The 23026-nt window shown below is 44.0% G+C and carries 19 protein-coding genes; 13 read left to right on the forward strand and 6 right to left on the reverse strand.

Annotated features, from left to right (window positions below):
* The first annotated feature begins 182 nt into the window (after positions 1-182).
* Positions 183-539, forward strand: a complete 357-nt coding sequence (raiA, locus tag AEA42_RS11570; protein WP_023266557.1) for a ribosome-associated translation inhibitor RaiA — start codon at positions 183-185, stop codon at positions 537-539.
* A gap of 64 nt (positions 540-603) precedes the next feature.
* On the opposite strand, the gene AEA42_RS11575 is transcribed toward raiA, so the two are convergent.
* The 3 genes from AEA42_RS11575 to AEA42_RS11585 form a co-directional block, all read right to left on the reverse strand.
* On the reverse strand, positions 604-1299 hold the full coding sequence (locus tag AEA42_RS11575; protein ID WP_055647799.1) for a response regulator transcription factor: 696 nt from the start codon (positions 1297-1299) through the stop codon (positions 604-606).
* Between the two features lie 44 nt (positions 1300-1343).
* The gene (locus AEA42_RS11580; RefSeq protein ID WP_088586889.1) at positions 1344-2486 is read right to left on the reverse strand and encodes a histidine kinase; all 1143 of its coding nucleotides are present in this window, start codon (positions 2484-2486) and stop codon (positions 1344-1346) included.
* A 608-nt stretch (positions 2487-3094) separates the two neighbouring features.
* Entirely contained in the window at positions 3095-3817 is a 723-nt protein-coding gene (locus tag AEA42_RS11585) for a YebC/PmpR family DNA-binding transcriptional regulator (protein WP_055647800.1), read from the reverse strand.
* A 383-nt stretch (positions 3818-4200) separates the two neighbouring features.
* Here AEA42_RS11585 and AEA42_RS11590 point away from each other — a divergent pair, with 383 nt between their 5' ends.
* Both AEA42_RS11590 and AEA42_RS11595 read left to right on the forward strand, forming a co-directional pair.
* A complete protein-coding gene (locus AEA42_RS11590; protein ID WP_055647801.1) occupies positions 4201-5769 on the forward strand; it encodes a methyl-accepting chemotaxis protein in 1569 nt (522 codons plus the stop codon).
* A gap of 323 nt (positions 5770-6092) precedes the next feature.
* The gene (locus tag AEA42_RS11595) at positions 6093-6317 is read left to right on the forward strand and encodes a TIGR02922 family protein (RefSeq protein WP_037420886.1); all 225 of its coding nucleotides are present in this window, start codon (positions 6093-6095) and stop codon (positions 6315-6317) included.
* A gap of 100 nt (positions 6318-6417) precedes the next feature.
* On the opposite strand, the gene AEA42_RS11600 is transcribed toward AEA42_RS11595, so the two are convergent.
* A complete protein-coding gene (locus AEA42_RS11600; protein WP_055647802.1) occupies positions 6418-6999 on the reverse strand; it encodes a TetR/AcrR family transcriptional regulator in 582 nt (193 codons plus the stop codon).
* Positions 7000-7128: 129 nt separating this feature from the next.
* Between AEA42_RS11600 and AEA42_RS11605 the strand changes: the two genes are divergently transcribed.
* Positions 7129-8196: an alkene reductase gene (locus AEA42_RS11605; protein WP_037428790.1), complete on the forward strand. Its 1068-nt coding sequence runs from the start codon at positions 7129-7131 to the stop codon at positions 8194-8196.
* A 79-nt stretch (positions 8197-8275) separates the two neighbouring features.
* On the opposite strand, the gene AEA42_RS11610 is transcribed toward AEA42_RS11605, so the two are convergent.
* Entirely contained in the window at positions 8276-10696 is a 2421-nt protein-coding gene (locus AEA42_RS11610) for an ATP-binding protein (protein WP_055647803.1), read from the reverse strand.
* A 536-nt stretch (positions 10697-11232) separates the two neighbouring features.
* Between AEA42_RS11610 and AEA42_RS11615 the strand changes: the two genes are divergently transcribed.
* Entirely contained in the window at positions 11233-13890 is a 2658-nt protein-coding gene (locus tag AEA42_RS11615; RefSeq protein ID WP_055647804.1) for a bifunctional diguanylate cyclase/phosphodiesterase, read from the forward strand.
* 107 nt (positions 13891-13997) lie between these two features.
* Positions 13998-15227 carry a DEAD/DEAH box helicase gene (locus tag AEA42_RS11620; RefSeq protein ID WP_055647805.1) on the forward strand — a complete coding sequence of 410 codons (1230 nt, stop codon included), beginning with the start codon at positions 13998-14000 and terminating at the stop codon, positions 15225-15227.
* Between the two features lie 122 nt (positions 15228-15349).
* On the opposite strand, the gene AEA42_RS11625 is transcribed toward AEA42_RS11620, so the two are convergent.
* A complete protein-coding gene (locus AEA42_RS11625) occupies positions 15350-15859 on the reverse strand; it encodes a hypothetical protein (protein ID WP_055647806.1) in 510 nt (169 codons plus the stop codon).
* Positions 15860-16060: 201 nt separating this feature from the next.
* On the opposite strand from AEA42_RS11625, the gene AEA42_RS11630 reads away from it, so the two are divergent.
* The 7 genes from AEA42_RS11630 (at position 16061) to AEA42_RS11660 (ending at position 23026) form a co-directional block, all read left to right on the forward strand.
* Positions 16061-17014 (forward strand): DUF523 and DUF1722 domain-containing protein, encoded by a 954-nt coding sequence (locus tag AEA42_RS11630; protein ID WP_055647807.1) that lies wholly within the window; start codon positions 16061-16063, stop codon positions 17012-17014.
* Positions 17015-17134: 120 nt separating this feature from the next.
* Positions 17135-18172 (forward strand): MerR family transcriptional regulator, encoded by a 1038-nt coding sequence (locus AEA42_RS11635; protein WP_055647808.1) that lies wholly within the window; start codon positions 17135-17137, stop codon positions 18170-18172.
* Positions 18162-19700, forward strand: coding sequence for a deoxyribodipyrimidine photo-lyase (gene phrB, locus AEA42_RS11640; RefSeq protein WP_055647809.1), 1539 nt, complete (start codon positions 18162-18164; stop codon positions 19698-19700). The genes AEA42_RS11635 and phrB overlap by 11 nt, the downstream gene beginning before the upstream one ends.
* 44 nt (positions 19701-19744) lie before the next feature.
* Positions 19745-20191, forward strand: a complete 447-nt coding sequence (locus AEA42_RS11645) for a nuclear transport factor 2 family protein (RefSeq protein ID WP_037428819.1) — start codon at positions 19745-19747, stop codon at positions 20189-20191.
* Positions 20191-20991, forward strand: coding sequence for an SDR family NAD(P)-dependent oxidoreductase (locus AEA42_RS11650; protein WP_055647810.1), 801 nt, complete (start codon positions 20191-20193; stop codon positions 20989-20991). Before AEA42_RS11645 ends, AEA42_RS11650 begins: the two co-directional genes overlap by 1 nt.
* Complete coding sequence (locus AEA42_RS11655; RefSeq protein WP_055647811.1) at positions 20988-22238, forward strand: FAD-dependent oxidoreductase; 1251 nt, start codon at positions 20988-20990, stop codon at positions 22236-22238. Before AEA42_RS11650 ends, AEA42_RS11655 begins: the two co-directional genes overlap by 4 nt.
* Complete coding sequence (locus tag AEA42_RS11660) at positions 22235-23026, forward strand: DUF1365 domain-containing protein (protein ID WP_037420853.1); 792 nt, start codon at positions 22235-22237, stop codon at positions 23024-23026. Before AEA42_RS11655 ends, AEA42_RS11660 begins: the two co-directional genes overlap by 4 nt.

Here is a 23026-nt window from a genome sequence, read left to right on the forward strand (position 1 = left end):
AACCAGTTAATTTATTTTAACGTTTCCGTATTGTGCCATTTCTTTGATGAGCCTCACATTTAGCTGCTGCTAATACCTGTTTCATTCGAAATATTTGTCTAGGGGGCTTGTGTTTTATTTGCCATGCCCCAAGCTCTAATAGTGAAGCGAAAAAAAAGTAAAGACACTAAAAGGGACAACCTATGAAAATTAATCTTTCTGGTCACCATGTCGATGTTACTGATTCTGTCAAAGAACACGTTAACGAAAAGTTTTCAAAAATCGCCACTCATTTCCCCACTCTCATTGGGCTCGATATCATTATTGCTAAGGAGCATGGCGAGTTTCAGGTTGAAATTCGAACAAATTACGAAGGCAGTCGCATCTCCGCCTCAGGTACGGATGAAATCATGTACCCCGCGATTGCTGCAGCAGCTAAAAAATTGGATGCTGCACTAAAACACCGTAAAGGTCAGTTAAAGGCCGATTTACATGAAAAGCCGACCTGCACAACGCCACCTATTGCCCATGAAATTATCCAAGAGATGGATTTACGCTAGTTTTTTGCGGCAGTAATTACATTGAAAAGGGCCTTTAAGGCCCTTTTTCGTTGGTGTGTCCGTCCTAAATTAAGCCGATTTGTAAGCCTCTTAGTACTGCTTGAGTACGGTCTCGGCAATTGAGCTTAGCCAAAATGGTTGAAACGTGGTTTTTCACGGTTCCTTCGGCCAAAAATACTGCATAGGCGATTTCTTTATTGGAAAACCCTCCCGCCATATAGCGTAAAATCTCTTGCTCGCGAGCTGATAACAACGCTTGAGTTGCAATGTTGAGAGGCGCAGGAGATAGAGATGTAGGAGATCGGTGCTGCATCTGTTCAAGTACTGAAGGTTCTATCAGATACTCACCTTTGGCAACCGTTTCAATGGCATGCAGTAACTTATCCAGAGACACATCCTTCAATAAGAAGCCATTTGCGCCGGCATGTAAGCTATTTAAAAACAATTCGCTGTCATCAAAGGTGGTTAACATTATTACTGGTAAGGGATTTTGTACGGCGCGAAGCTGTTTTAGCAAACTAATACCATCGAGCACTGGCATGCGAATATCACTTAATAGCAAATCCACGGCTTCAGTTTCCAGCAGCCTAAGTGCTTCTTGACCATTCTCAGCCTGCCAAGTCACCTTGATATGCTGAGAAATGGCAATTAGGCTCGCGATCCCCTGACGAACTAACTGTTGGTCTTCCACTAATCCCACCTTGATAGTATGAGGTGCGGATGGGTTATCAGTTGTGATTGCCGATTGAAATTTTTCCATAAGTAGCGACTTATTCCTTGTAACCCGTTTTGTTGGGATGTCTTTTACATTGTTGTATTTTGTGGCAGCCGGATAATAAGGCTACAACCTTTAGCATCTTCATTGGGCTGCAAACACACCTTACCATTAAAGGCTGATAACCTTTCCTGCATGCTATTGAGCCCGATACCTGTTGAAGCGGTTTGGTTGATACCTTGACCATTATCGTTAAGTTGAATGATAAGTTCGGTTTGTTGCAGTTGCATCGACAGCGTGAACTGATTGGCCTTGCCATGGCGCACCCCATTACTGATCCCTTCCTGCAATACCAGTAATAAGGCTTGAGCCAGTTCAGTCGACTGTAGCGGCACTAATGATTTATACCGCAAGCTAACATTAGGTAAACGGCTTGCTATTGCATCAAGCGGAGGCTTTAAGTCGAGGCCAATATTAACCCGCTGCGCACGAACCACGGCGCGGATACTCTCTAATAATTCCTTGGCAAGTGATTTACTCTGATTGACTGTGGATTTGAGCTCCGTAGGTGCTTGATGACTTAATAGCTCAAGTTGCAATGATAACGCAGTGAGTTGGTGGCCGAGAATATCGTGCAAATCCCGTGAGATCCTCAACCTTTCTTGCTGCTCGCTGGTTTGACTCAGCAAGGCTCTCGTAGCGATAAGTTGTTGATTAAGATGTTCCTGTATCCGGCGAGACTCGCGCTCGGACAATCTCGCTTGACTACTGCTGTATGCAAATAGCTGGAATCCCATATAAATAAGGACATTAAAAATAATACTGTTTGAGGTGTGTAAGTGCAGAATGAAGTAATAGCTAAGATTGGCTAACAGGATTTGTCCTATCGCGGCATTGCGGCTAAAGAACTCGGGTAACAGTGACGCCCATATTACGAGCAAGATGGGTAACAAAGAATGCTCACTTAACAGCATTAAGCTGAGGGTACAGCAAACAAGTACTATGGTTAAAAGCCTATTTATCTTGAGACTTTTACGAGGATGTTCGAAGATTGTCAGCAATAAAAACAATAATATAAACAATGCATAAAGTGCTATATGGCAACTTTTGTTGAGCGTGGGTAGCTTGGCTTGAATATCTTGATTAAATCCCAGCCAAGCGACAAGTGCCCAAGTGAGGCTACCCGCACCAATTAGCATCGTTTCTGCTTTGGTTAATCGATTTCCTTGCACCTATTTGCTTCCTTCAATCACAATTTATCATCCATTCTAAGGCAAGTATTCCATAAGAGACTATGTCTATCACGCAGGCAAAGTCTTAATCCGCTAAGTTATTTGAATTATTTATTTAATTCAGTTTGTGAAGTTTTATCTGATATGTGGATTATTAACCACGCCTAATAACGCCAGCTATATGGTGATGTTATATATTTATTTTAAATCAATTGCTTAGTGAAGTGGCTCAATGTGATCAGCGTTTTTGATAAAACCAAGCTACGTTGTTTTTATTAAGCGGGAGTGGCGGTGTCGTTAGCCTATGAGGTAATGAGTTAGTGATAGTAGGAATGCAACCTTGGCATTGCGATACCAATTGCCGGATGCGGTAACGCTTTGTTACTCGCAGGTGTTAGTGGTCGGGGGTATTGTATGGATATGGCGCTGCTTTCGGCAGTGGCAACTATTTTCCATAATGATTATGGCCCATCGCGATGATGAGTCCCTCCATGAAGCGCGCTACGAGATCTCGCGCGTTTGGCCAAGTGTGCAGCGATTGAATTTCATGCATGATCGCAAATAAAAACGCAGCTCATTGGCTGCGTTTTTGTTAAGTAAGATTTTAATTAATCTTGAATTTCTGCATTGTGATAAACGTTTTGCACGTCATCACAATCTTCTAAAGCGGCGATAAATTTATCGAATACTGCCACATCTTCACCGGACACTGGGGTCATGGTTTGCGGCACGAAAGTGATGTTCTCAACTTCAAAGTTGATATCAGGCATTGCATCCGTCAGTGCAGTTTTAACTTTGAAAAACTCAGTGTGTGGCGCGATAACGCTGATCATGCCATTTTCTACTTCTACGTCGTTCACATCGACATCGGCCATCATTAGAATTTCGAGGATGGCATCTTCATCTTCACCGGGGAAAACGAACACGGCAGATTGGTCAAACATATGGCCTACTGTACCGGGTGTACCAAGTTTGGCATCGTTTTTTACGAAGGCTTGACGTACTTCAGTAAAAGTACGTTTTACGTTATCGGTTAAGCAGTCGACGATGACCATGCAGTTACCTGGGCCGAAACCTTCATAACGGGCAGTATCATAATCTTCACCGCCACCACCTTTGGCTTTATCAATAGCACGTTCAATAACGTGTGCTGGTACTTGATCTTTCTTCGCGCGTTCGATTAAACGACGGAGTGATAAGTTGCCGTCCGGCTCGACACCACCTTGTTTGGCGACTACGTAAATTTCTTTACCGTAGCGTGAGTAAAGGCGGGTTTTCTGGCCAGCTGTTTTCGCCATGGATTCTTTACGGTTTTGATATGCTCTGCCCATCTTGATCTCGTTAGCTCAAAAAAATTGCGCCGATAGTAGCAGTTTTCTTGCCGTATGTGCAGTCACTCTAGTTGGAATTCTTGTCAATAAAGCGATAAGCACCACATTTTGTCAGCTAAAAATGGCCAGAGGATTTTAGGAAGGATTTATTGGGTAATTCGGCGAAATCTATACTAATGTCTAATGCCATAAGCGCGTTAGAGCGCTGAAGATAGACTATAGGTTTTAGGATGAATAGTTCAATTTAGTCAGAAGGATAGACTCACTACGCAGTGTTTGAATTTGTCTATTCTGCTTACTGCGGCCAATCAAATAGCAATGGATAGCAAGTGAATACTCACTTCGCTCACTTTGCATGTGCGTTTTCTTGGTGAGATACAAATATGGAATTACAACATAAAATCGTCATTGCACTGAGTTTAGTCTTAGTTGTGTTTGGCAGCCTTTTACTTAATGCCATCTCCTTATCCGGTTTTACACATGCCTTGGTTTTAGGCGGGATAGTTTGTGTGTGGGTATTATGGATTGTTAAGCGTTTTTTGAGTATCAAGGCGCCAAATCCTGATGAAAATGCTCTTAGGCTCAATCGGTTAAGCTCTCCTGAACATGATATCAGCGTCCAAACCAGTAAGATTGCAATTGGTGCAGCTGAGGTCTCACATTTTATTGATTTATTGAATAAATCGATTGAGTCCAATGGTGAACATGCGAGTGCTATCGCGGTGGCTGCGGCGCAATTGAGTAATACAACTGCTTTGCTTGGGGATAATGCCAGCAGCATTTTAGTCCAAACCCAAGAGGCTGAGCGCTTGAGTGTGCAAGGCAGAACTCAAGCACAAAAGGGCGTATCTGCTATCGAATCATTAAATGCTGATATCAACACTGCCGCTCAGCAAGTGCAGGCCTTAAAGTCAAAAGCTGAACAAATTCAAAAAATCACCGAGGTCATTAATTCGGTTGCGGAACAAACAAACTTACTGGCATTAAATGCTGCTATTGAAGCGGCAAGAGCTGGAGAGCAAGGGCGAGGCTTTGCTGTGGTAGCTGATGAGGTTCGAAGCCTTGCCGGAAAAACGGCTGGAGCGACCCAAGATATCGGTAAGATGCTGCTCGAAATTCGTGCTGAAACAGACAAAAGTTCAGCGTTAATGGAACGAGTGGTTTTGCAAACTGCTGATGTTGTCGGTGCGATGGGGGAGTTGGATGGTCACTTTACTGATATCTCAACCTCTGTAACTCGTTCTGCGCATGCGCTTGGAGATATGGAAGAATCCCTTAAGCAATACAATCATACCACCAATGAGATTAGCAACTCGGTAGCGCAGATCCGTGACTCGCTGACTGCGACAGGAAGACAAAGCATGACGGTTTCTGAGCAGGCGTTTACCCTGTCATTAACGACAGAGGGTATATTTAAAGCATTGTCTCATTGGGATACTCAAACCTTTGATCAACAAGTGCTATTAGTCGCTAATGAAGCGGCAAAAGCTTGCGGAGAGAAACTTGCGCAAGGATTAGCTAATGGTAGTTTTACGGAAGCAGAGTTGTTTAGTCCCAAATATCAGCCAATTGCCAATACTCAGCCGCAGAAATATACCACAGCATTTGACCGTTTCACCGATCAACATTTTCCCGCGATTCAAGAACCGATTTTAGCTAAGCATAGTGAGATCATTTATGCTGGAGCCGTTGATAAAAAAGGTTATTTCCCAACCCATAATAAACGCTTTAGCCAAGCATTAACGGGCAAAGTTGAGGTTGATATGGTGCATAATCGCACTAAACGCTTATTTAATGACCCAACGGGCAACCGTTGTGGGACACATACGGATCCTGTTTTACTGCAAACCTATAAGCGAGATACCGGGGAGATTATGCATGACTTGTCAGTACCCATTTATGTTAATGGTAAACACTGGGGCGGTTTTCGAGTGGGGTTTAAAGCGAAGTAACTGTAGTTTAATATAGAATTAACGCTTTTATTTTGTAGATAAATATTCATCTGTCCTTGTTGCTTAAGTGTGATCGATTGCGCGGATTTGATTAACAAAATAGAAATAGATTGGCATCTATTTGCCGAAGTGCTTAAATGATGTGATATTCATGGCGCGATGATGTCTTTACCTTTTGTATAAAGTTATATCGCTTTGAGTTTTTAATTTGTTGATTTTAAATGGTAAAACAAGTTTTGGGTTTTGTTTTCATAAGAGATGAATGGAGACTCTTGCCACTTTGATCGATAGCAGTAGATACTGCTTAATGTGAGTTAAAAGTTATGCAAGCAACACAAGCGACTGTTACAGTTTTGTATTATGATGCGCCCGTTGGGTTAATTATGCACAATTCGGTGTTACAAGGTTTACCTGTTAGCGAGTCAGGTCGTGTGATGATTCCTGCAAGTTTTCGCAAAGGAAAATCCATTATTGCCGTATTAGAAGGTGAGTGTAAGATTTTGAACTCACTCGGTGAGCGTGTTTTTGCACAGGCAAATATAGGTTAAGAAAAAATATACTGGCAAAACATCATATTGAAAGGACGATAAGTTGATTTATCGTCCTTTTGCTTTATGCGTTCGGTTAAATAAGCGTCAGGTTCGGCTGTTATCTGCAAACATCATCAAACAGTTTATTGGCTAATTGCTGCAATATCTCCGCCTGCGGATGGGTGTGGGCGAAGGTTCGTAAGCCATAGATTCCCATCATTAAATATTGTGCTCTCTGCTCGCTATTGAGCTGCCCTTGTAACATTCCTTGAGAAGCTGCAAGTTCAAATTGTGCGGTGAGTGCGTTTTGCCATAGATGGAGATTCTGACTGATAATATGTTGAATCTCATCGTCTTGCTCGGCGATTTCATTTAACGCCTTGGTCAGTAAACAGGCTTGCTGGCTATCGCAGCTGATACATTCGACGACGACATTATCTAAGTAAGTTTTTAAATTTTTAAGCACTGGCTGGTTGTTGGAGAAGATAAGCTTGAATTGCTCGTTTCTATCCTGTTGATATTGCTCGATAGCGGCAATGAGTAATCCACGTTTATTACTAAAAGCACAGTAAATGGACCCAGGGTGTAATCCGGTGGCTTGGGTGAGATCTTGCATGCTGGTCTTGGTATATCCCTTACGCATAAAGGCCGCCATTGCCCCCCTGAGTACTTGCGCCCTATCAAACTCTGCGTTTCGCATTGCATTCTTACCTCTTACCGATACTTGCCGGAGATTCTAACTAATTTTGAACAAACATTCAAAAATGTTCTTGAATGATCATTCAAATAGTAATATCTTGAACGTACATTCAAGAATGGGGTTTAACCAATGACGATTGAAAATGCAGTGAACTCTGTAGGTAATCTATTCGACACCTATAAGCTTAATGACACGATAACCTTAAAAAACCGTATCTTGATGGCGCCATTAACGCGCTGTATGGCTGATGCCGACTTGGTTCCTACCGATGATATGGTGGCTTACTATGCACGCCGTGCTGAAGCCGGATTGATTATCTCTGAGGCCACGATTATTCGCCCTGATGCCCAAGGCTACCCAAACACTCCCGGTATTTTTACCCAAGGGCAAATTGCAGGTTGGCGCAAAGTGACTGATGCTGTGCATGCCAATGGCGGTAAGATTTTTGTGCAATTATGGCATACAGGCCGTGTTGCTCATCCACATTTCTTCGGTGGTGGTGATGTGCTGGCTCCTTCTGCCCAGAAAATTGAAGGCAGTGTGCCAAGAATGCGTGAATTGACCTATGTAACGCCAAAAGCTGCAACGGTTGAAGATATTCAGGGGCTGGTGCGTGATTATGCAAAAGCGGCTGAGAATGCGATTGAAGCCGGCTTTGATGGCGTTGAGATCCACGGTGCTAATGGTTACTTGATTGATGAATTCTTACACCATGATAGTAATCGTCGTACCGATGAATATGGTGGCACACCAGCCAATATGTCACGGTTTGCCTTAGAAGTGGTCGATGCAATTGCCGCGCGTATTGGTAAAGACAGAACGGGTTTACGTATTTCCCCTGGCGCCTATTTCAATATGGCAAGCGATAGCCGTGACCGTGCGGTTTTTGATTATTTACTTCCTGAGTTAGAAAAACGCGATCTGGCCTTTGTGCATATCGGTATTTTCGATGACAGTATGGAGTTTGATTACTTAGGCGGCTCTGCATCAAGTTATGTTCGTGCACACTATGGCAAAACGCTAGTGGGTGTGGGCAGTTATAGTGCACAGACGGCGAGCAAGGCCATTGCTGAGAATAAATTTGACTTAATTGCAATTGGTCGCCCCTTTATCGCTAACCCCGATTATGTTGCTAAAGTGCGTAAAGGCGAGGAGCTGGTGGCTTATAGTGATGAGATGTTAGCAACCTTGATTTAAGGTTTAGATTGCAACGCTGGTAAAAAAGGGTTAGCTAAGCTAACCCTTTTTGCTTTTTGTATCTGTTGTTCAATCGAGACTATGAATTCGTTTTGCTGAGTGCTCTCAAAGCATTAAGTTTGTGTTGGGCAATGCCGAACACGCAATCTGATGCATAGTGCTCTGTGTGTTTACTCTCATCGGTTTGCACTATCGCAGCGGCTTTACCTAATAGCAAAGTCATCGCTTGAGTAACATGGTTAATCGCCCAAATATGGAATTCACCACGTTCAACCGCTTCCACAATATCTTGGCGTAGCATTAAGTTTGCAATATTCGACTTGGGAATAATCACTCCTTGACTCGAGGTTCTACCCTTGATTTGACACACATCGAAAAAGCCTTCAATTTTCTCATTAACCCCGCCGATAGGTTGGGCTTCGCCAAACTGATTCATTGAGCCAGTAATGGCAATATCTTGTCTTAAGGGCAACTCACTGATGGCGGAGATAATAGCGCAGCATTCGGCCATTGACGCACTATCACCATCGACACCGCTGTAGGATTGCTCGAAGGTTAGGTAAGTGGTGAGAGGAATTTGCGCGGTTTTACCTAACACAGAGGCTAAATAGGCGGTAAGGATTAAAACGCCCTTAGAATGTATTCGCCCACCCAGTTTGACCCTATGTTCGATGTCCAGCACTTCTCCTTTACCATACGCGGTCGTGGCGGTGATGCGATTAGGCAGACCAAATTGATGATCTGAAGTAGAAACAACAGATAACGCATTGATTTGACCAACGACTTTATCGTGAGTATTAATTAGTGTGGTGCCATTAACGAAGCTTTCCATTATGTTGTCATGCAGGCGGGAGACGCGTTTCTCTTGATTTTTAAGTGCCTGTTCAACATGTTGCTTTTCTATTTGTGCACTTGCTACGGCTTTTGCGCAAAAGTTAGATTCCCGTAATAGGTTGGCAATATTGGCAGAGTGCAGTGAGAGCTTCTGTTGATCCTGTCCCTCACGTGAGCTGTATTCAATGATGCGTGCAATGGCGCTACGGTCGCAGTGCAGCATGTTGTTATCGTGGACAATACTGGAAATAAATCGGGCATAATGGGCTTCGGAGTCGTCGGTTCTATCCATGACATCTTCAAAGTCGGCAGTTACCCTAAATAGTTCACTGAAATCAGGATCATAATGCTGTAATAGTTGGTAGGTTTCATGGTCACCGAACAGGATAATTTTAACATCTAACGGGATCGGTTCCGGTGCTAATGAAATGGTGCCTGACAATGAGACTTCCCGCTCTAATGAACTCAGATCCAACTTGCGTGAACGCAATGCTCGCTTTAACCCATCCCAAACATAGGGGCGTTCAAGCACTTTGATCGCGTCCATTAACAGCACGCCACCGTTTGCCTTATGTAAACTTCCTGGGCGGATCAATGAAAAGTCGGTAAACACTGTGCCTCTGAAGGTGGCGTTTTCAACATAACCAAACAGGCTGTGGTAGCTTGGGCTTTCTTCGACCACGATGGGGAATTTCTGTTCGCCTTGGCATACAAGTACATTGACCTGGTAGCGGCGGGGCATTTTCTTTTCAAGTGAAGCGTAGGCAAGGGCGAGTTGTTCTTCGCTTTCTTCAAGGAAAATATCTAAATTACTTAGGATATCTGCCTGCATTCCGGTTAAAAATGCTCTGACATCTGGTTGATGTTTGTACTTATCCTTCAATGGCTTAAAAAAGTGGATCAACACATCCTTGGCAACTTGTTCATCATGTTCCTGCTGAGTATCACTAAATTCTTCTTCCCATTCAGTGTTTTGGCGAATAATGCTCCTTAGTTTTACTTCTAGCCCATTGATATTGCTTTCAAATTGACTACGCTCGGCTTCCGTGAGGGCGCTGAAGCTGGCTTCATCATGGGGTTCATCACCATTGAGGGCGATCATTTGATAATCTCCCTGCATGGTTAAGCTCAGACTAATATTTTTTTGTTTGGCCTCTTCGCTGAGCTCTGTGAGTGCGGCTTCTTGCTTTTGTATCAGTTGGCTTTTAAGTTTTTCAGCTCTGGCATAATACATTTCATTATCAAAGGCTAAGGGTAATGCTCTTACCAGTTTGAGCATGAGTTTCTCGATGGATTTCTTAAACTCTTGCCCCGTGCCAGCGGTGAGTTTTAGCACTTTAGGGCTGCGGGTATCGTCAAAGTTGACCACATAGCACCAGTCAAATAACGCGGGTTTTATGGGATCGTGGCGATTGAGATAGCGCAGCATCATGGTTCGTTTACCGAGACCATTTTGGCCGATCGCATAGATGTTATAGCCCTTTTCTTTTATCCCCATGGCAAATTCTACCGCCTGTTGGGCACGTTCTTGGCCAACAATATCATCGAGTGGCGTGAGCTGGGCTGTAGATTGGCACTCAGTATTAAGCTGTTTAAGTTCTGACTTTCGGTAAAGCTGCTGGCTCGTTAACGGGATGGCGGGTGTGGCTGTAGGCACGGTAGGCATAAAAATCCTTGTTTTTCTTTCTGATTATTTCCATTGTAGACAATAGGATAATGTTATTGTCAATGAAAAGACGGTAATTTCTACTTAAACAATCCTTATGCGAGGGGGCTATACCTTGGGATTCGGCCCTGTTTGTAGGCGTGAATTTTTGCTTGCGAAACGAAGATGAAGATGTTTGATTTTTATTCAAATGTTTTATTGCTAAGCTTTTACTGACGTACTCATTTTTGAGTAGCTTTGAGTCTAACCTTTATCGACAGTGAGTCTGTTGGCGATAATGGTGTTTAAATTTCGTTATCTGAAACAAACTAATCTGCTAATAACTCAAATAATTATGTATTAGTGAATGACGATGATTGAGTGTCTGCGGTAATATCTGTCAATTGAGGGTGGGATTGTACTGGTTTTGTACTTCAGCCTAGGCTCAGATTTTATTAAGACAGTGGGTGGGTATTGTTGTCGGTGTAGTGTTTTTTAGGGGGGCGCTTGTTGTCCTTATTTAACATGGAATTGTAGAGGCTATAGTTAGCAAGCTTATGATTGATTTTGCAATTTCACAAAAGCAGTTAACAGATTGGGCAAACGACTTACAGTTAGTCGCCAATATCACTCAGTCGCATGCGGTGATTTTAACTGCGAATGTAGCGGGTGAATATCGTCAGTTAATTCAGTCTGAACGGTGCCAACTTGTTGATATAGAAGCTCTTGTTCGGCATTTTAATCATAAAGCTCATTTAAACCTCTATCAACATGCGACACCTAAAGTTAATACCCCATCCACTCGCTCCGCTTCCCATTATCCCTTCAACGAATCAAGTACCTTTAGCCATCATCAGGTTAATATTCCGTTGGATGTACGTCATGCTGCTGCATTCAAGCAAGCCTTGATCCCGGATGTAAAATCAACGCCAAAATGGCGTGATACCGGACTTGGAAGCTTAATTTATTTGCCTATCATCTGGAATTCTGGAGCGCATTTCGGGGTATTTTGTTTATATCATCATACTCCTTTACTGTTAGATGATAAGGCACTGCAACTCGCTTCCCTAACGGTTAATAGCCTACAGCTTAATTTGAGTGAGTTGCACAGGGCCCAACGACTGAAAATGGCCGCCTTGCGCGGTGATGCGAAGTCGATGGATGTTATTGACTTGCAGACCTTTATCGATAGTTTTGAAGAGCATATTTGGGTCAAAAATACCGACGGTGTTTACACCATTTGCAACCAAAGTGTTGAAAATGCGTGGGAGCTACCCCGCAGTGACATTATTGGCAAGACGGACGAAGAGCTATTTGGCAAAGCGATTGCGGATATTTTTCTCAATGGTGACAAACTTGCTATTGAGACTGGGGTGCCAATTATTGTTGCCGAATGTTTAGATGGTGAGAATCAAAATAAACACTTATGGCTAGAGACCCTTAAAATCCCCGCCTTAACGCCCGAGGGTGAACTGGCGGGCGTGATAGGCATGACCCGTAATATCTCTAAACATAAAGAAGTGGAAGAACAACTTACCCTCGCTACCAATGTCTTTAAACACTCCCTTGAAGGTGTAGTCGTGACTGATAGGCACGGTAATATTACCGATGTTAATGGTGCCTTTTACGAGATTACAGGTTACTCGCGGGAAGAGTTACTTGGGCAAAATCCACGCTTATTTAATTCCGGCCGTCACGATAAAGCTTTTTTTGAAACCATGTGGAATCATTTACTCGATGCTGGTAAGTGGAATGGTGAAATTTGGAATCGACGTAAAGATGGCACTATTTTTCCGCAAAATATCACTATTAGCGCCATCTACGATGAGGTTGGGGAGATCCGCTATTTTGTCGCAGTCTTTGCCGATATCTCCGCTCAAAAACAGAGTGAAGCGCAACTTGCTCATTTAGCTTATTTTGACCCACTGACTCATTTGCCGAATCGCATGAAGCTGATGATGCAGCTTAAGCAAGAACTCAGACATGCGAAACGACTCAATGCCCAACTAGCGACAGTCTTTATTGATGTGGATTTGTTTAAACACATTAATGACAGTTTTGGTCATAGTATTGGCGATGAAATGCTGGTGGAACTGGCTAAACGTCTTCGCAGCCAATTACAGGAGCAAGATGTGTTGTCACGTATTGGTGGCGATGAGTTTGTGGCGCTGATTTCCGGCATTCAAGGCCATGAGGATGCTACAGCGGCAATTAACCAATTGCGCCAAGTATTTGATCTGCCTTTTGTGGTAAGCACCGGGGATCATTTACGCCTTACCGCCAGTATGGGGATTTCCCTTTACCCAAGTGATGGTAGTAATGCTGATACGCTGCTACGCAATGCCGATGCCGCCATGTATCGCGCTAAGAGTGAGGGGCGAAATAATTATGCCTTTTACACCGAATCATTGACCAAAGAATCGATCGAGCATTTACAGTTGCAGAGTGCGCTTTATGGTGCACTTGAGCAAAATTCTCTGTATTTGATGTATCAACCCAAATTAAATTTGGTGACCCGCAAAACCGTTGGAGTTGAGGCGCTATTGCGTTGGAACGATCCGATTTTAGGACAAATTTCCCCAGGGATGTTTATTCCCGTCGCCGAGAAAATTGGCTTAATTTACGATATTGGTTTGTGGGTGCTTGAAACGGCTTGCCAGCAAGGTGTGCGTTGGTTGGCTGACGGTAAACAGTTTGGCCGCATTGCGGTTAACGTCGCAGGACAGCAGTTACAACGTGGCTCCTTTGTGGAGGACGTGAAACGTATCCTAACGCAAACAGGCTTACCTGCAACTTGCCTTGAGCTTGAAGTGACAGAAAGTGTGATGATGAATAATCCGGATGTCGCGATTCGTGATTTAAAATTGTTAGGTGATTTGGGCATTGAGCTCTCGGTCGATGATTTTGGTACGGGTTATTCATCACTAAATTATTTGAAAAAACTTCCAATTCATAAGCTTAAAATCGACCAGTCTTTCGTACGGGACATTCCCTTCGATACCAACAATACCGCGATAGCTAAAGCTGTGATTGCCCTTGGTCATGCCTTAAAATTAGATATTGTTGCTGAAGGGGTAGAAACCATCGAGCAAGCCGAGTTTTTAACTCAAAATTTTTGCGACCAAGCACAGGGATATCTCTTTAGCCGCCCACAATTACCAGCGGATGTTGAGGCTTTTTTTACCGAAGCGGAATTGTTTACCAAACCTAAGTAGTGGTGTGGCTGTGACCGATAAGCATGATATTAAAGGTGCGATCGTAAACTGGTCGCAGTCCGTCCGGTCTGCTAACATTGCGGCATGATTGTTTTTGGTGATGTTTCATGTCTTTTAGCGCGCTTTCCTTAAATACCCAATTAGTTAACACCTTAGCTGAACTTGGTTATCAACAACCCACGCCTATTCAAGTTGAAGCCATTCCCGCCATTTTAGCAAAACAGGATGTGATGGCGGGGGCTCAAACGGGAACGGGGAAAACCGCAGCCTTTGCATTACCCATTCTGCAACACTTAATCGCTGATAACGAAAACCTTAAGGCGCCAAAAGAAATCCGCGCCTTAGTTTTAGTGCCAACGAGGGAGTTGGCACTACAAGTTCAGCAAAGCTTTGTAAAATATGCGAAAGGCACAGATATTCGTGTGGGTATTGCCTACGGCGGAGTGAGTATCGAGGCGCAGCAAGCGGTGTTTAACGCCGGGATTGATGTGTTGATTGCAACCCCAGGCCGCTTGCTTGATCATTTACGTCAAGGTGCACTCAATCTTAGCCAATTGAACACACTGGTATTTGATGAAGCCGACCGGATGCTTGATATGGGATTTATGGATGAAATCAAAGCCGTGCTTAAGCAAGTGCCCGCTCACCGACAAACTCTGCTATTTTCCGCCACTTTGGATGATTCGATTTTTAGTTTCAGCAAAAACCTTCTGCGTAATCCCAAGCTGATTGAAGTGGCTAAACGTAATACGACCGCGGCCCAGATAGAGCAGCGAGTCTATGCCATTGATAGCGATCGTAAAACTGAGTTTGTCAGCCATTTAGTCCGTAGCAAAAATTGGCAGCAAGTGTTGATATTTAGTCGCACTAAACAGGGAGTCGATAAGCTGACCACTCAGCTCAATCAACTCGGGGTGGCAACGCAAGCTTTCCATGGCGACTTGTCCCAAGGTGCGCGGGAAAAGGTATTGCAGGAGTTTAAACAAGGACAAGTGCAAGTCTTAGTTGCCACCGATGTGGCTGCAAGAGGGCTTGATATTGCTGAACTACAGTATGTGATTAATTTCGAATTGCCGTTTATTGCTGAAGATTACATTCACCGTATCGGTCGTACTGGTCGCGCTGGCAGTGCCGGGGTGGCTATTACGCTTTTTAGCCAAGAGGATGCGCTACTGCTAGAAAAAGTCGAAGCCTTGCTCGATAAGCGTTTGCCACAACAATGGTATCCTGGCTTTGAACCCGATTTTAACAAAATGGTCTCCGAGCCAAGGCGCAATAGCAAAGCTGCTCAAAAACAACGGGCTAAAAAACGCGCCTTAGGTGGTAAAAAGCGCTAATTAAGGCGACAAGGTTGTTTCTGATAGCGAGCCGCCCTTTGATAGGGCGGATAATCATTTCACCAATGGCTTTGCATGATGATTAAGTTGGGCTTGTTGTGCTCGCCATACCGCTCGCGTTATTAACTAAAATACACTTCAGCCTGGTTATTGCGTTGTCGTTCTTCATTTTTCTCAGTAGCTTCTTTAATTAGCTCCACTTTTTGAGCTTGAAGTAATTCAATTTTTTTTGCTTTTTCCTCTTCGGATAAGCTGTCATCACCGGCTATTTTTGCTATCTCCGCATCTAGCTGTTTAAGCTTATCCCTATCAATGCCTGTGCGTTTATCGAGAATCGCCTGCATTGCGTCTTCTAATCTATTATGCGGCTTTTCAGTCTCTGCCGTACCGGCAATATGTTGCACATTAGCGGTGTAATGTTGTTTGGCATCAGGCGCAAGCTGACTATAGGTATCACTGGTTTCAGCATCTCGAGTCACGCCGCTAGATAGGGTGACTGTATCTTGCGGGGCTGTCATTTGAGCTCTCGGATTTTCCGCAGGGCTTGATACACCTTGCGTTTGCTGAGTTTGCAACGATTTTACTTGGTTCAACGCGATGGCCGCATAGCTATTGGGATTGATGACAGTCATTTCCTTATTTTTCCTCGTTGATTTTCACTTTCAGATGCCGCGCCAATAGGGCAAATAAATTAAGCAATATCAAGGCCAAACTCTGGCGACTTTCGTTGGATTTTTAGTAGAAAAATATTTTTATAAAAAATTGTACAAAAACTTGATCCTTGTACAAGAGTGGTCCGTAATAGTATCTAAATTGATACAAGGAATCTCATTATGTACAAGTTTAATCCGCAACGTATTCAAATAGGGATCAGTGCGTGCCTGTTAGGGGAGAAGGTACGTTTTGACGGTGGTCATAAAAATTCCTCCTATTGTAATCAAGAAATTGCCCCATTTTTTGATTTTGTTCCTATCTGCCCAGAAATGGCGATTGGCCTAGGCGCACCTCGTAAAAGTATTCGTTTAGTACGCGATGGTGAACAAATACGGGTACAGAGCGCGGATGGAAGTTTAGATGTCACCGAAAAACTCAATGATTTCAGTGAGCGCAAAGTAGAAGAGTTAGATTTTTTAGGCGGTTATCTACTCTGTGCTAAATCCCCAACCTGCGGTATGGAACGTGTGACAGAGTACAAGATTGGCACCAATAACGGCTCTAAATCCGGTATTGGCGTATTTGCCCGCAAATTAATGGAGCGTTATCCCCATTTACCGGTTGAAGAAGAAGGGCGTTTGCACGATATGGTGCTGCGGGAAAACTTTTTTACTCGGGTCTACGCCTATCACGACTGGCATACAATGCGTCACGAGGGGCTGACTAAGCATAAGTTAGTGAAGTTTCACTCCCGTTATAAGTACTTATTAATGGCCCACAGTCCTAAATGGTATCGCGAGCTTGGACCGATTGTGGCCAATATTGAGGATATTGAAGCGACCGCTGACCGCTATTTTACAGGCTTTATGACCGCCTTAAAAATCAATGCGACCCGTAGAAATCATACCAGCACCTTGCAGCATATTCAGGGCTATTTTAAAAAGCACTTAACTAAGGAGCAAAAACAAGAACTATCTGAAATGATTATGAAATATCGTCAAGGACTCTTGCCTCTGTTAGTGCCTATCACCTTGATTAACCACTACTTAAGACAATTCCCAACGCCATATATTGAAGATCAAGTGTACTTAAATCCCCATCCGGAGGAGTTAAAACTGCGTTATGCCTACTAGGGTTTTGCTGATAGGTGCGTTTGAGCAAAATGGCTTAACAGATACAAACCACGATTGGCGAAATGGTTTAGCACAACATGCTTGGGCCAACCAATCTGATTCATGAGTTAAGAGACAAAAATGGAAGATCATAATTTAGAGCTTGCTGCTGATAATCCCAGCAGTAGCGAATTACTGCCGATCGGTGAGGTGTCGCGGCTTACTGGCGTTAATGCGGTGACATTAAGGGCATGGCAGCGGCGTTTTGGGCTTGTTATCCCTGAGCGTACTCCCAAGGGGCACAGGCTGTATACTGCCGAAAATATTCAACAAATCCATGAGATTAATGCATGGTTAGCAAAAGGCGTTGCCATCAGTAAGGTAAAGCCATTATTGATAAGTTCGGCTAAAGCAATAGATGTCGCAAGTGTGCAATTTCAATCGTCTGATTTTTGGCATGAGCAGATTTTGGCGTTAAATACTGCATTTTTTGAGTTAGATCAGCTCAAGTTTCACCAAATCTTAGATGAAGCCTTGGGCTTATATCCATTTCAATTGGTTAAACAAAAACTGCTACAAGCTTGGTTTGCACAATTAATGCCTTTATTGGAGCCGCGTTTAGATGTGGAGCTGCTACTTGCTTGGTTAGACAGTGAGTTAGCTAGCCGTATCGGTGGGCGTTTAAGCGTAGCGGGGCTAGCAAGCTCGCCCCAGATTGCGTTAGTGCGTTTGCCTTATGTTACATCGCAAAAAAATACAGAGCCTACGCTTGCGCCCAGTTCAAGCCTTACTAACCGTTTGTATTGCCTTGCACTATTACTGGAACTTGCCGATTTAAGAGTCTCAGTGGTCAACTTAGGCGTGCAACATATCAGCAGTCTTGGGCTAATCAATAACAGGCTTAAGGTTGATGCGTTAGTGTTATTGCCAGAGGCGAATCACTCACTATCAAAGCAGACAGAGCTGCAAATGTTGCTGGAGACTAAGTCACTCACTTGCTATCTCGTTGGCCCTTTCGCGCCGACACTAACCACTTTATCGGACTATATCGCCCCTAGTGTTACCGAGATCATTCTGCAAATAACGGCCGCAAAGCAGCAACATAAAAAACAGTATCGTAGACAGAAAAACCAGGCTAATGCTGCACTGATTGAAGGAGAGAGCGCCGATGAGCATTAATCAATGCGGTTTGGAGAAACAGGCGTTAATGTGGTTTCGCCAAGATCTGCGCCTTACCGATAATCAGGCGTTTACGGCCGCCTGTGATTGGGTAAGGCAACATCATGCCGCCAAGCTTAAAGCGATTTACATTGCCACCCCAAGTCAATGGCGTCGCCATGATATCGCGCCAATTCAACTCGACTTTATTCAGCGGCATGTGAATCTACTGGCCCAAGGACTGGCGAGTTTAGGAGTTGAATTTGAACTCATTCAACTTGATAGCTTTAAAGATATTCCCGCATTTTTAACGGGTTATTGTGAAGAGCATCGTATTGGACGGGTATTTGCAGGACGAGAACCTGAGATCAATGAGCAAAAGCGCGATCAAGCTTGTATTGAAGCGGGGATTCCTTTGGTGCTTAGTGATGAACATTGCTTATTACCACCGGGAACTGTGTTTAATTTAAGCGGTGACATGTATCGGGTGTTTACTCCTTTTAGCCGCAAGTGGCGAGAGGTTGCCGCAAAGCAGCCGATTGTGCCGCTGGGTGTGCCAGCACCGCTTGCTCCTATCTTATCGGAGCCTAAGACATTATTTTTTAAAAATATCGGCTTTGCTGATTCTCCGACTAACAAGGGCACTACGCCATCAGAAACAGATTTAAATCAAACCATATCAACCCCGCTTATCTCGAGTGAACAGTGGGCGGCAGGTGAGGGGCAAGCCAAGCGGCTGCTTAATCAGTTTATTCAGCAAAAAGTGCAAGACTATAAGCAAGATAGAGATTTCCCCGCCATTGATGGCACCAGTGTTATCTCCCCTTATCTGGCGATTGGTGTACTCAGTCCAAGGCAATGTGTCGCGGCGCTTTTACAACGTTTCCCTGAGGTAATGGTTGATGACACTAGCCCCGGGCGAACATGGCTAAATGAGCTGATTTGGCGGGAGTTCTACCGTCATTTGCTGGTGGCTTTTCCTGATTTATCCAAGGGACACAATTTTAATCGCCAAGCCGATCATGTGTCGTGGCGCAACAATCACGATGAGTTTTTAGCTTGGTGCGAGGGCAAAACCGGCTATCCGATAGTTGATGCAGCTATGCGCCAACTTAATCAAACCGGCTGGATGCACAATCGCCTGCGTATGGTGGTGGCGAGCTTTTTAACCAAACATCTGCTCATTGATTGGCGTTGGGGCGAGCGGTATTTCCGCCAGCATCTTATCGACGGCGATCTGGCGGCTAACAACGGCGGTTGGCAGTGGTCGGCAGGATGCGGTTGTGATGCGCAGCCGTATTTTCGGATTTTTAATCCTATGAGCCAGAGCGAAAAGTTTGATCCAGATGGCCGCTTTATTCGTAAGTACTTACCAGAACTCGCATCTTGGGGCGTTAAGCGATTGCATCAACCGAATCAGCAAAAAATGCCTTCGTTGTTTGAAGCACCGTTATTTGCATCGCAAGCGGATTATCCCTATGCGATTGTTGATCACAATGCGGCAAGAGCAAGAGCGCTGACGGTACTGGGTGTGCTGAAAAAGGCTTAGACCACAAGTTCAACCTTAATACTTATCCCTTAGGGAGTGTCTGGATGATAAACCAAGCGAAGATTGAGCATAGCGGATTAGTAGATGATTTTATCAGCCTCTATCAAGCGTTAAATAAGGATAATCTGCATCTACTTGCAGAGGTCTATGATGACAATATTTGTTTTATCGATCCTATGCATCAAGTGAATGGCTTAAACGCGTTGACACAGTATTTTGCCAAGCTTTATCAAAATATCGGCTATATTCATTTTGAAATCAAAGAAGTATTACAGGATGACACTCAAGCATCGCTGTTTTGGCAAATGCAATATCGTCATCCTAAGCTCAATAAAGGAGAGATAGTTCGGGTTGATGGGATGAGCCAGCTTAAGTTTCATCAGCGCATTTATTTTCATCGGGACTATTTCGACCTCGGGCAAATGCTGTATGAACATTTGCCTTGTATGGGCGGACTTATTCGCTTGCTTAAAGATAGGGCGGCTAAGTAATGACCTCTTTGCTCACCAAAAAAATCAATACAGTGCTGATAACTGGGGCAAGTTCAGGTATCGGTTTGCAGTTAGCAAAGGATTATCTGGCCTTGGGTTGGCATGTGATTGCCTGTGGCCGCGACGCCTCAAAACTTGATTTGTTGGCGCAGAAGGAACTGATAGGCGCCACTTGCTTGAGTTTTGATATTAGCGATCGTGTTCAAGTCCAGCAGGCTGCTACTGAGCTAGGCGATATGCTCTCGAGCAGTGAATGTCTATTGGATATCGTGATCCTCAACGCCGGTAGTTGTGAGTATATCGACGATGCAAAACATTTTGATGATCAGCTCTTTGAGCGAGTCATTCACACTAACTTGATTTCGATGGGCTACTGTTTAGGGGCATTTTTGCCTCTAATGCCAAAAGGATCGAAATTAGCCTTGATGAGTTCCAGCGCGATTTATTTACCCTTTCCCCGTGCCGAGGCTTACGGCGCATCTAAAGCGGGCGTTAAGTACTTGGCTGCGAGTCTGTCACTCGATGTTGCGCAAGATGATATTAGTGTCAGCGTGATTTGCCCTGGATTTGTAGCAACCCCCTTAACTGCCAAAAATGACTTTGCCATGCCAATGCAAATTGATGTGCATGAAGCTTCGTTGGCGATTCGTGTTGGTATCGAACGCGGCGACGCAGAGATCCATTTTCCAAAACGATTTACTTATTTGTTGAAATTGATGTCATTTTTACCAGCATTTGTATGGCAAAAAATGATCCAAAGAGATAGCCAAGCAAAAGCGCTAAAGGACACCGGAAGATGAAAAATATTGCCATTGTAGGTACTGGGATTTCAGGGCTGACCTGCGCTCATCTATTGAGCCAGTCACACAAAGTGACTGTATTTGAGGCTAATGATTATATCGGTGGCCACACTGCCACTGTGGATGTGGATTATCAAGGTAAAACCTATGCGATAGATACTGGGTTTATCGTATTTAACGATAGAACTTATCCCCGTTTTGAGCGGTTGTTAGCCCGCCTTAATGTCAGTATTTTGCCGACAGAGATGAGTTTTAGCGTGCACAATGCGCTCACTGGGCTTGAATACAATGGCCATCATTTTGCGAGTTTGTTTGCCCAAAAGCGTAACCTCCTGAATCCGCGCTTTTGGGCCTTTTTAAATGAAATTGTTCGATTTAATAAAAGCTGTAAAGCCATTTATCAGCAGGACCAATACCCTGATGCTAATTTAGGGGATTTCCTCGACAGAGAGCGCTTTTCAGCTTTTTTTGCTGAGCATTATATTTTGCCAATGGGCGCGGCGATTTGGTCATCGAGCATTGAAGATATGCGGGCTTTTTCGCTGCGCTTTTTTATCCGTTTCTTCGAGCATCATGGACTGTTAAATGTGACGGACAGACCACAATGGTATGTGCTTAAGGGCGGTTCACGCAGTTATATTCCTGAATTAATTGCACCATTTAAAGATAATCTGCATTTAAACAGCCCAGTTAGTGCCATCGAACGCCATGATGATTGCGTCAAGCTTCAGGTTAATGGCGAGTGGCATGTGTTCGATGAAGTGATTCTAGCTTGCCATAGCGACCAAGCGCTTGGGATGCTAACCGATGCTACCTCCGCTGAAAAAGCCATTTTGGGCGACTTACAGTATCAAAATAATGAAGTGGTGCTGCACACGGATACCCGTATTCTACCTAAGCGTAAAGCGGCTTGGGCAAGTTGGAATTATCGCTTAGATGGCGATAAAAAACGTCCTGCATCAGTGACATATAATATGAATATCCTGCAGCGCCTACCTAGCGACGCGCCAACCTTTTGCGTAACGCTTAATCAGAGTGAGCTCATTGATGAGTCGAAAATTCTGCGTCGTTTCAACTATGCTCATCCAGTCTTTAACGAACGTAGTTTACAGGCACAGGCAAGGCGGGAGGAGATTTCTGGCAAAAACCGCACCCATTTTGCAGGGGCCTATTGGCACAATGGTTTCCATGAAGATGGTGTACGAAGTGCGTTAGATGTTTGCGACCATTTTGGGATTAGCCTATGAGTGAGCTCAATAGTGGTATTTACTACGGCACTGTGACGCATAGTCGCTTTACCCCAATAAAACATCACTTTAGCTACAAAATGGCGTTGCTGGCGATTGATTTGGATGAAGTTGATTCTATCAGTCGTATGGGGCGGATATTTGCTAGTCAGCGCCGCGCCTTGCTGAGATTTAATCCTGCGGACTATCTCACTACGTTTACCTCAAAGGACAATCTTAACCGCAAACTCGATATAGAGGAGCCGAGTGCTTCAGCCCTCAAGATCCGAGTGCTTCAGCAAGTGGCAGAATTGGGCGGAGAAGAGCGATGTAATCGAGTGCTATTTGTTGGGCAAATTCGGCATTTTGGCGTGTATTTTAGCCCGGTAAATTTCTATTTTTGTTATCAAAATCAACAGCCTTTATACATGCTTGCCGAAGTGAGTAACACCCCGTGGGATCAGCGCCACTGCTATTTAGTGGATTTATCGGCTCCTGAAACAACGGATAAAGTGTTCCATGTTTCACCTTTTATGAATCTTGATATGCGCTACCAGTGGCATGTTGCCCCCCCCACTGAACGCTTAAATATTGGTATAGAAAATCTGCCGAATCATTCAGGCAAGCGTTTATTTAATGCAACGCTTTCGATGACTCGCCAAGACATTAATGCCACATCACTTAGGACGCTGTTGTTTCGCTTCCCTTTTATGACGTTGAAAATTTTCGGTGGGATTTACTGGCAGGCGCTAAAGCTGTTCTACAAACGAGTGCCTTTTGTGCCACATCCTGCTCAAATGGAGAAATAA

The organism is Shewanella sp. Sh95, from assembly GCF_001308045.1.
Taxonomy (GTDB): domain Bacteria; phylum Pseudomonadota; class Gammaproteobacteria; order Enterobacterales; family Shewanellaceae; genus Shewanella; species Shewanella xiamenensis.

Bases quoted from the DNA above. Each gene is read 5' to 3' on its own strand.
- raiA (WP_023266557.1), top strand. From the start codon at position 183: ATGAAAATTAATCTTTCTGGTCACCATGTCGATGTTACTGATTCTGTC.
- AEA42_RS11575 (WP_055647799.1), bottom strand. From the start codon at position 1,299: ATGGAAAAATTTCAATCGGCAATCACAACTGATAACCCATCCGCACCT.
- AEA42_RS11585 (WP_055647800.1), bottom strand. From the start codon at position 3,817: ATGGGCAGAGCATATCAAAACCGTAAAGAATCCATGGCGAAAACAGCT.
- AEA42_RS11590 (WP_055647801.1), top strand. From the start codon at position 4,201: ATGGAATTACAACATAAAATCGTCATTGCACTGAGTTTAGTCTTAGTT.
- AEA42_RS11595 (WP_037420886.1), top strand. From the start codon at position 6,093: ATGCAAGCAACACAAGCGACTGTTACAGTTTTGTATTATGATGCGCCC.
- AEA42_RS11600 (WP_055647802.1), bottom strand. From the start codon at position 6,999: ATGCGAAACGCAGAGTTTGATAGGGCGCAAGTACTCAGGGGGGCAATG.
- AEA42_RS11605 (WP_037428790.1), top strand. From the start codon at position 7,129: ATGACGATTGAAAATGCAGTGAACTCTGTAGGTAATCTATTCGACACC.
- AEA42_RS11610 (WP_055647803.1), bottom strand. From the start codon at position 10,696: ATGCCTACCGTGCCTACAGCCACACCCGCCATCCCGTTAACGAGCCAG.
- AEA42_RS11615 (WP_055647804.1), top strand. From the start codon at position 11,233: ATGATTGATTTTGCAATTTCACAAAAGCAGTTAACAGATTGGGCAAAC.
- AEA42_RS11620 (WP_055647805.1), top strand. From the start codon at position 13,998: ATGTCTTTTAGCGCGCTTTCCTTAAATACCCAATTAGTTAACACCTTA.
- AEA42_RS11625 (WP_055647806.1), bottom strand. From the start codon at position 15,859: ATGACTGTCATCAATCCCAATAGCTATGCGGCCATCGCGTTGAACCAA.
- AEA42_RS11630 (WP_055647807.1), top strand. From the start codon at position 16,061: ATGTACAAGTTTAATCCGCAACGTATTCAAATAGGGATCAGTGCGTGC.
- AEA42_RS11635 (WP_055647808.1), top strand. From the start codon at position 17,135: ATGGAAGATCATAATTTAGAGCTTGCTGCTGATAATCCCAGCAGTAGC.
- phrB (WP_055647809.1), top strand. From the start codon at position 18,162: ATGAGCATTAATCAATGCGGTTTGGAGAAACAGGCGTTAATGTGGTTT.
- AEA42_RS11645 (WP_037428819.1), top strand. From the start codon at position 19,745: ATGATAAACCAAGCGAAGATTGAGCATAGCGGATTAGTAGATGATTTT.
- AEA42_RS11650 (WP_055647810.1), top strand. From the start codon at position 20,191: ATGACCTCTTTGCTCACCAAAAAAATCAATACAGTGCTGATAACTGGG.
- AEA42_RS11655 (WP_055647811.1), top strand. From the start codon at position 20,988: ATGAAAAATATTGCCATTGTAGGTACTGGGATTTCAGGGCTGACCTGC.
- AEA42_RS11660 (WP_037420853.1), top strand. From the start codon at position 22,235: ATGAGTGAGCTCAATAGTGGTATTTACTACGGCACTGTGACGCATAGT.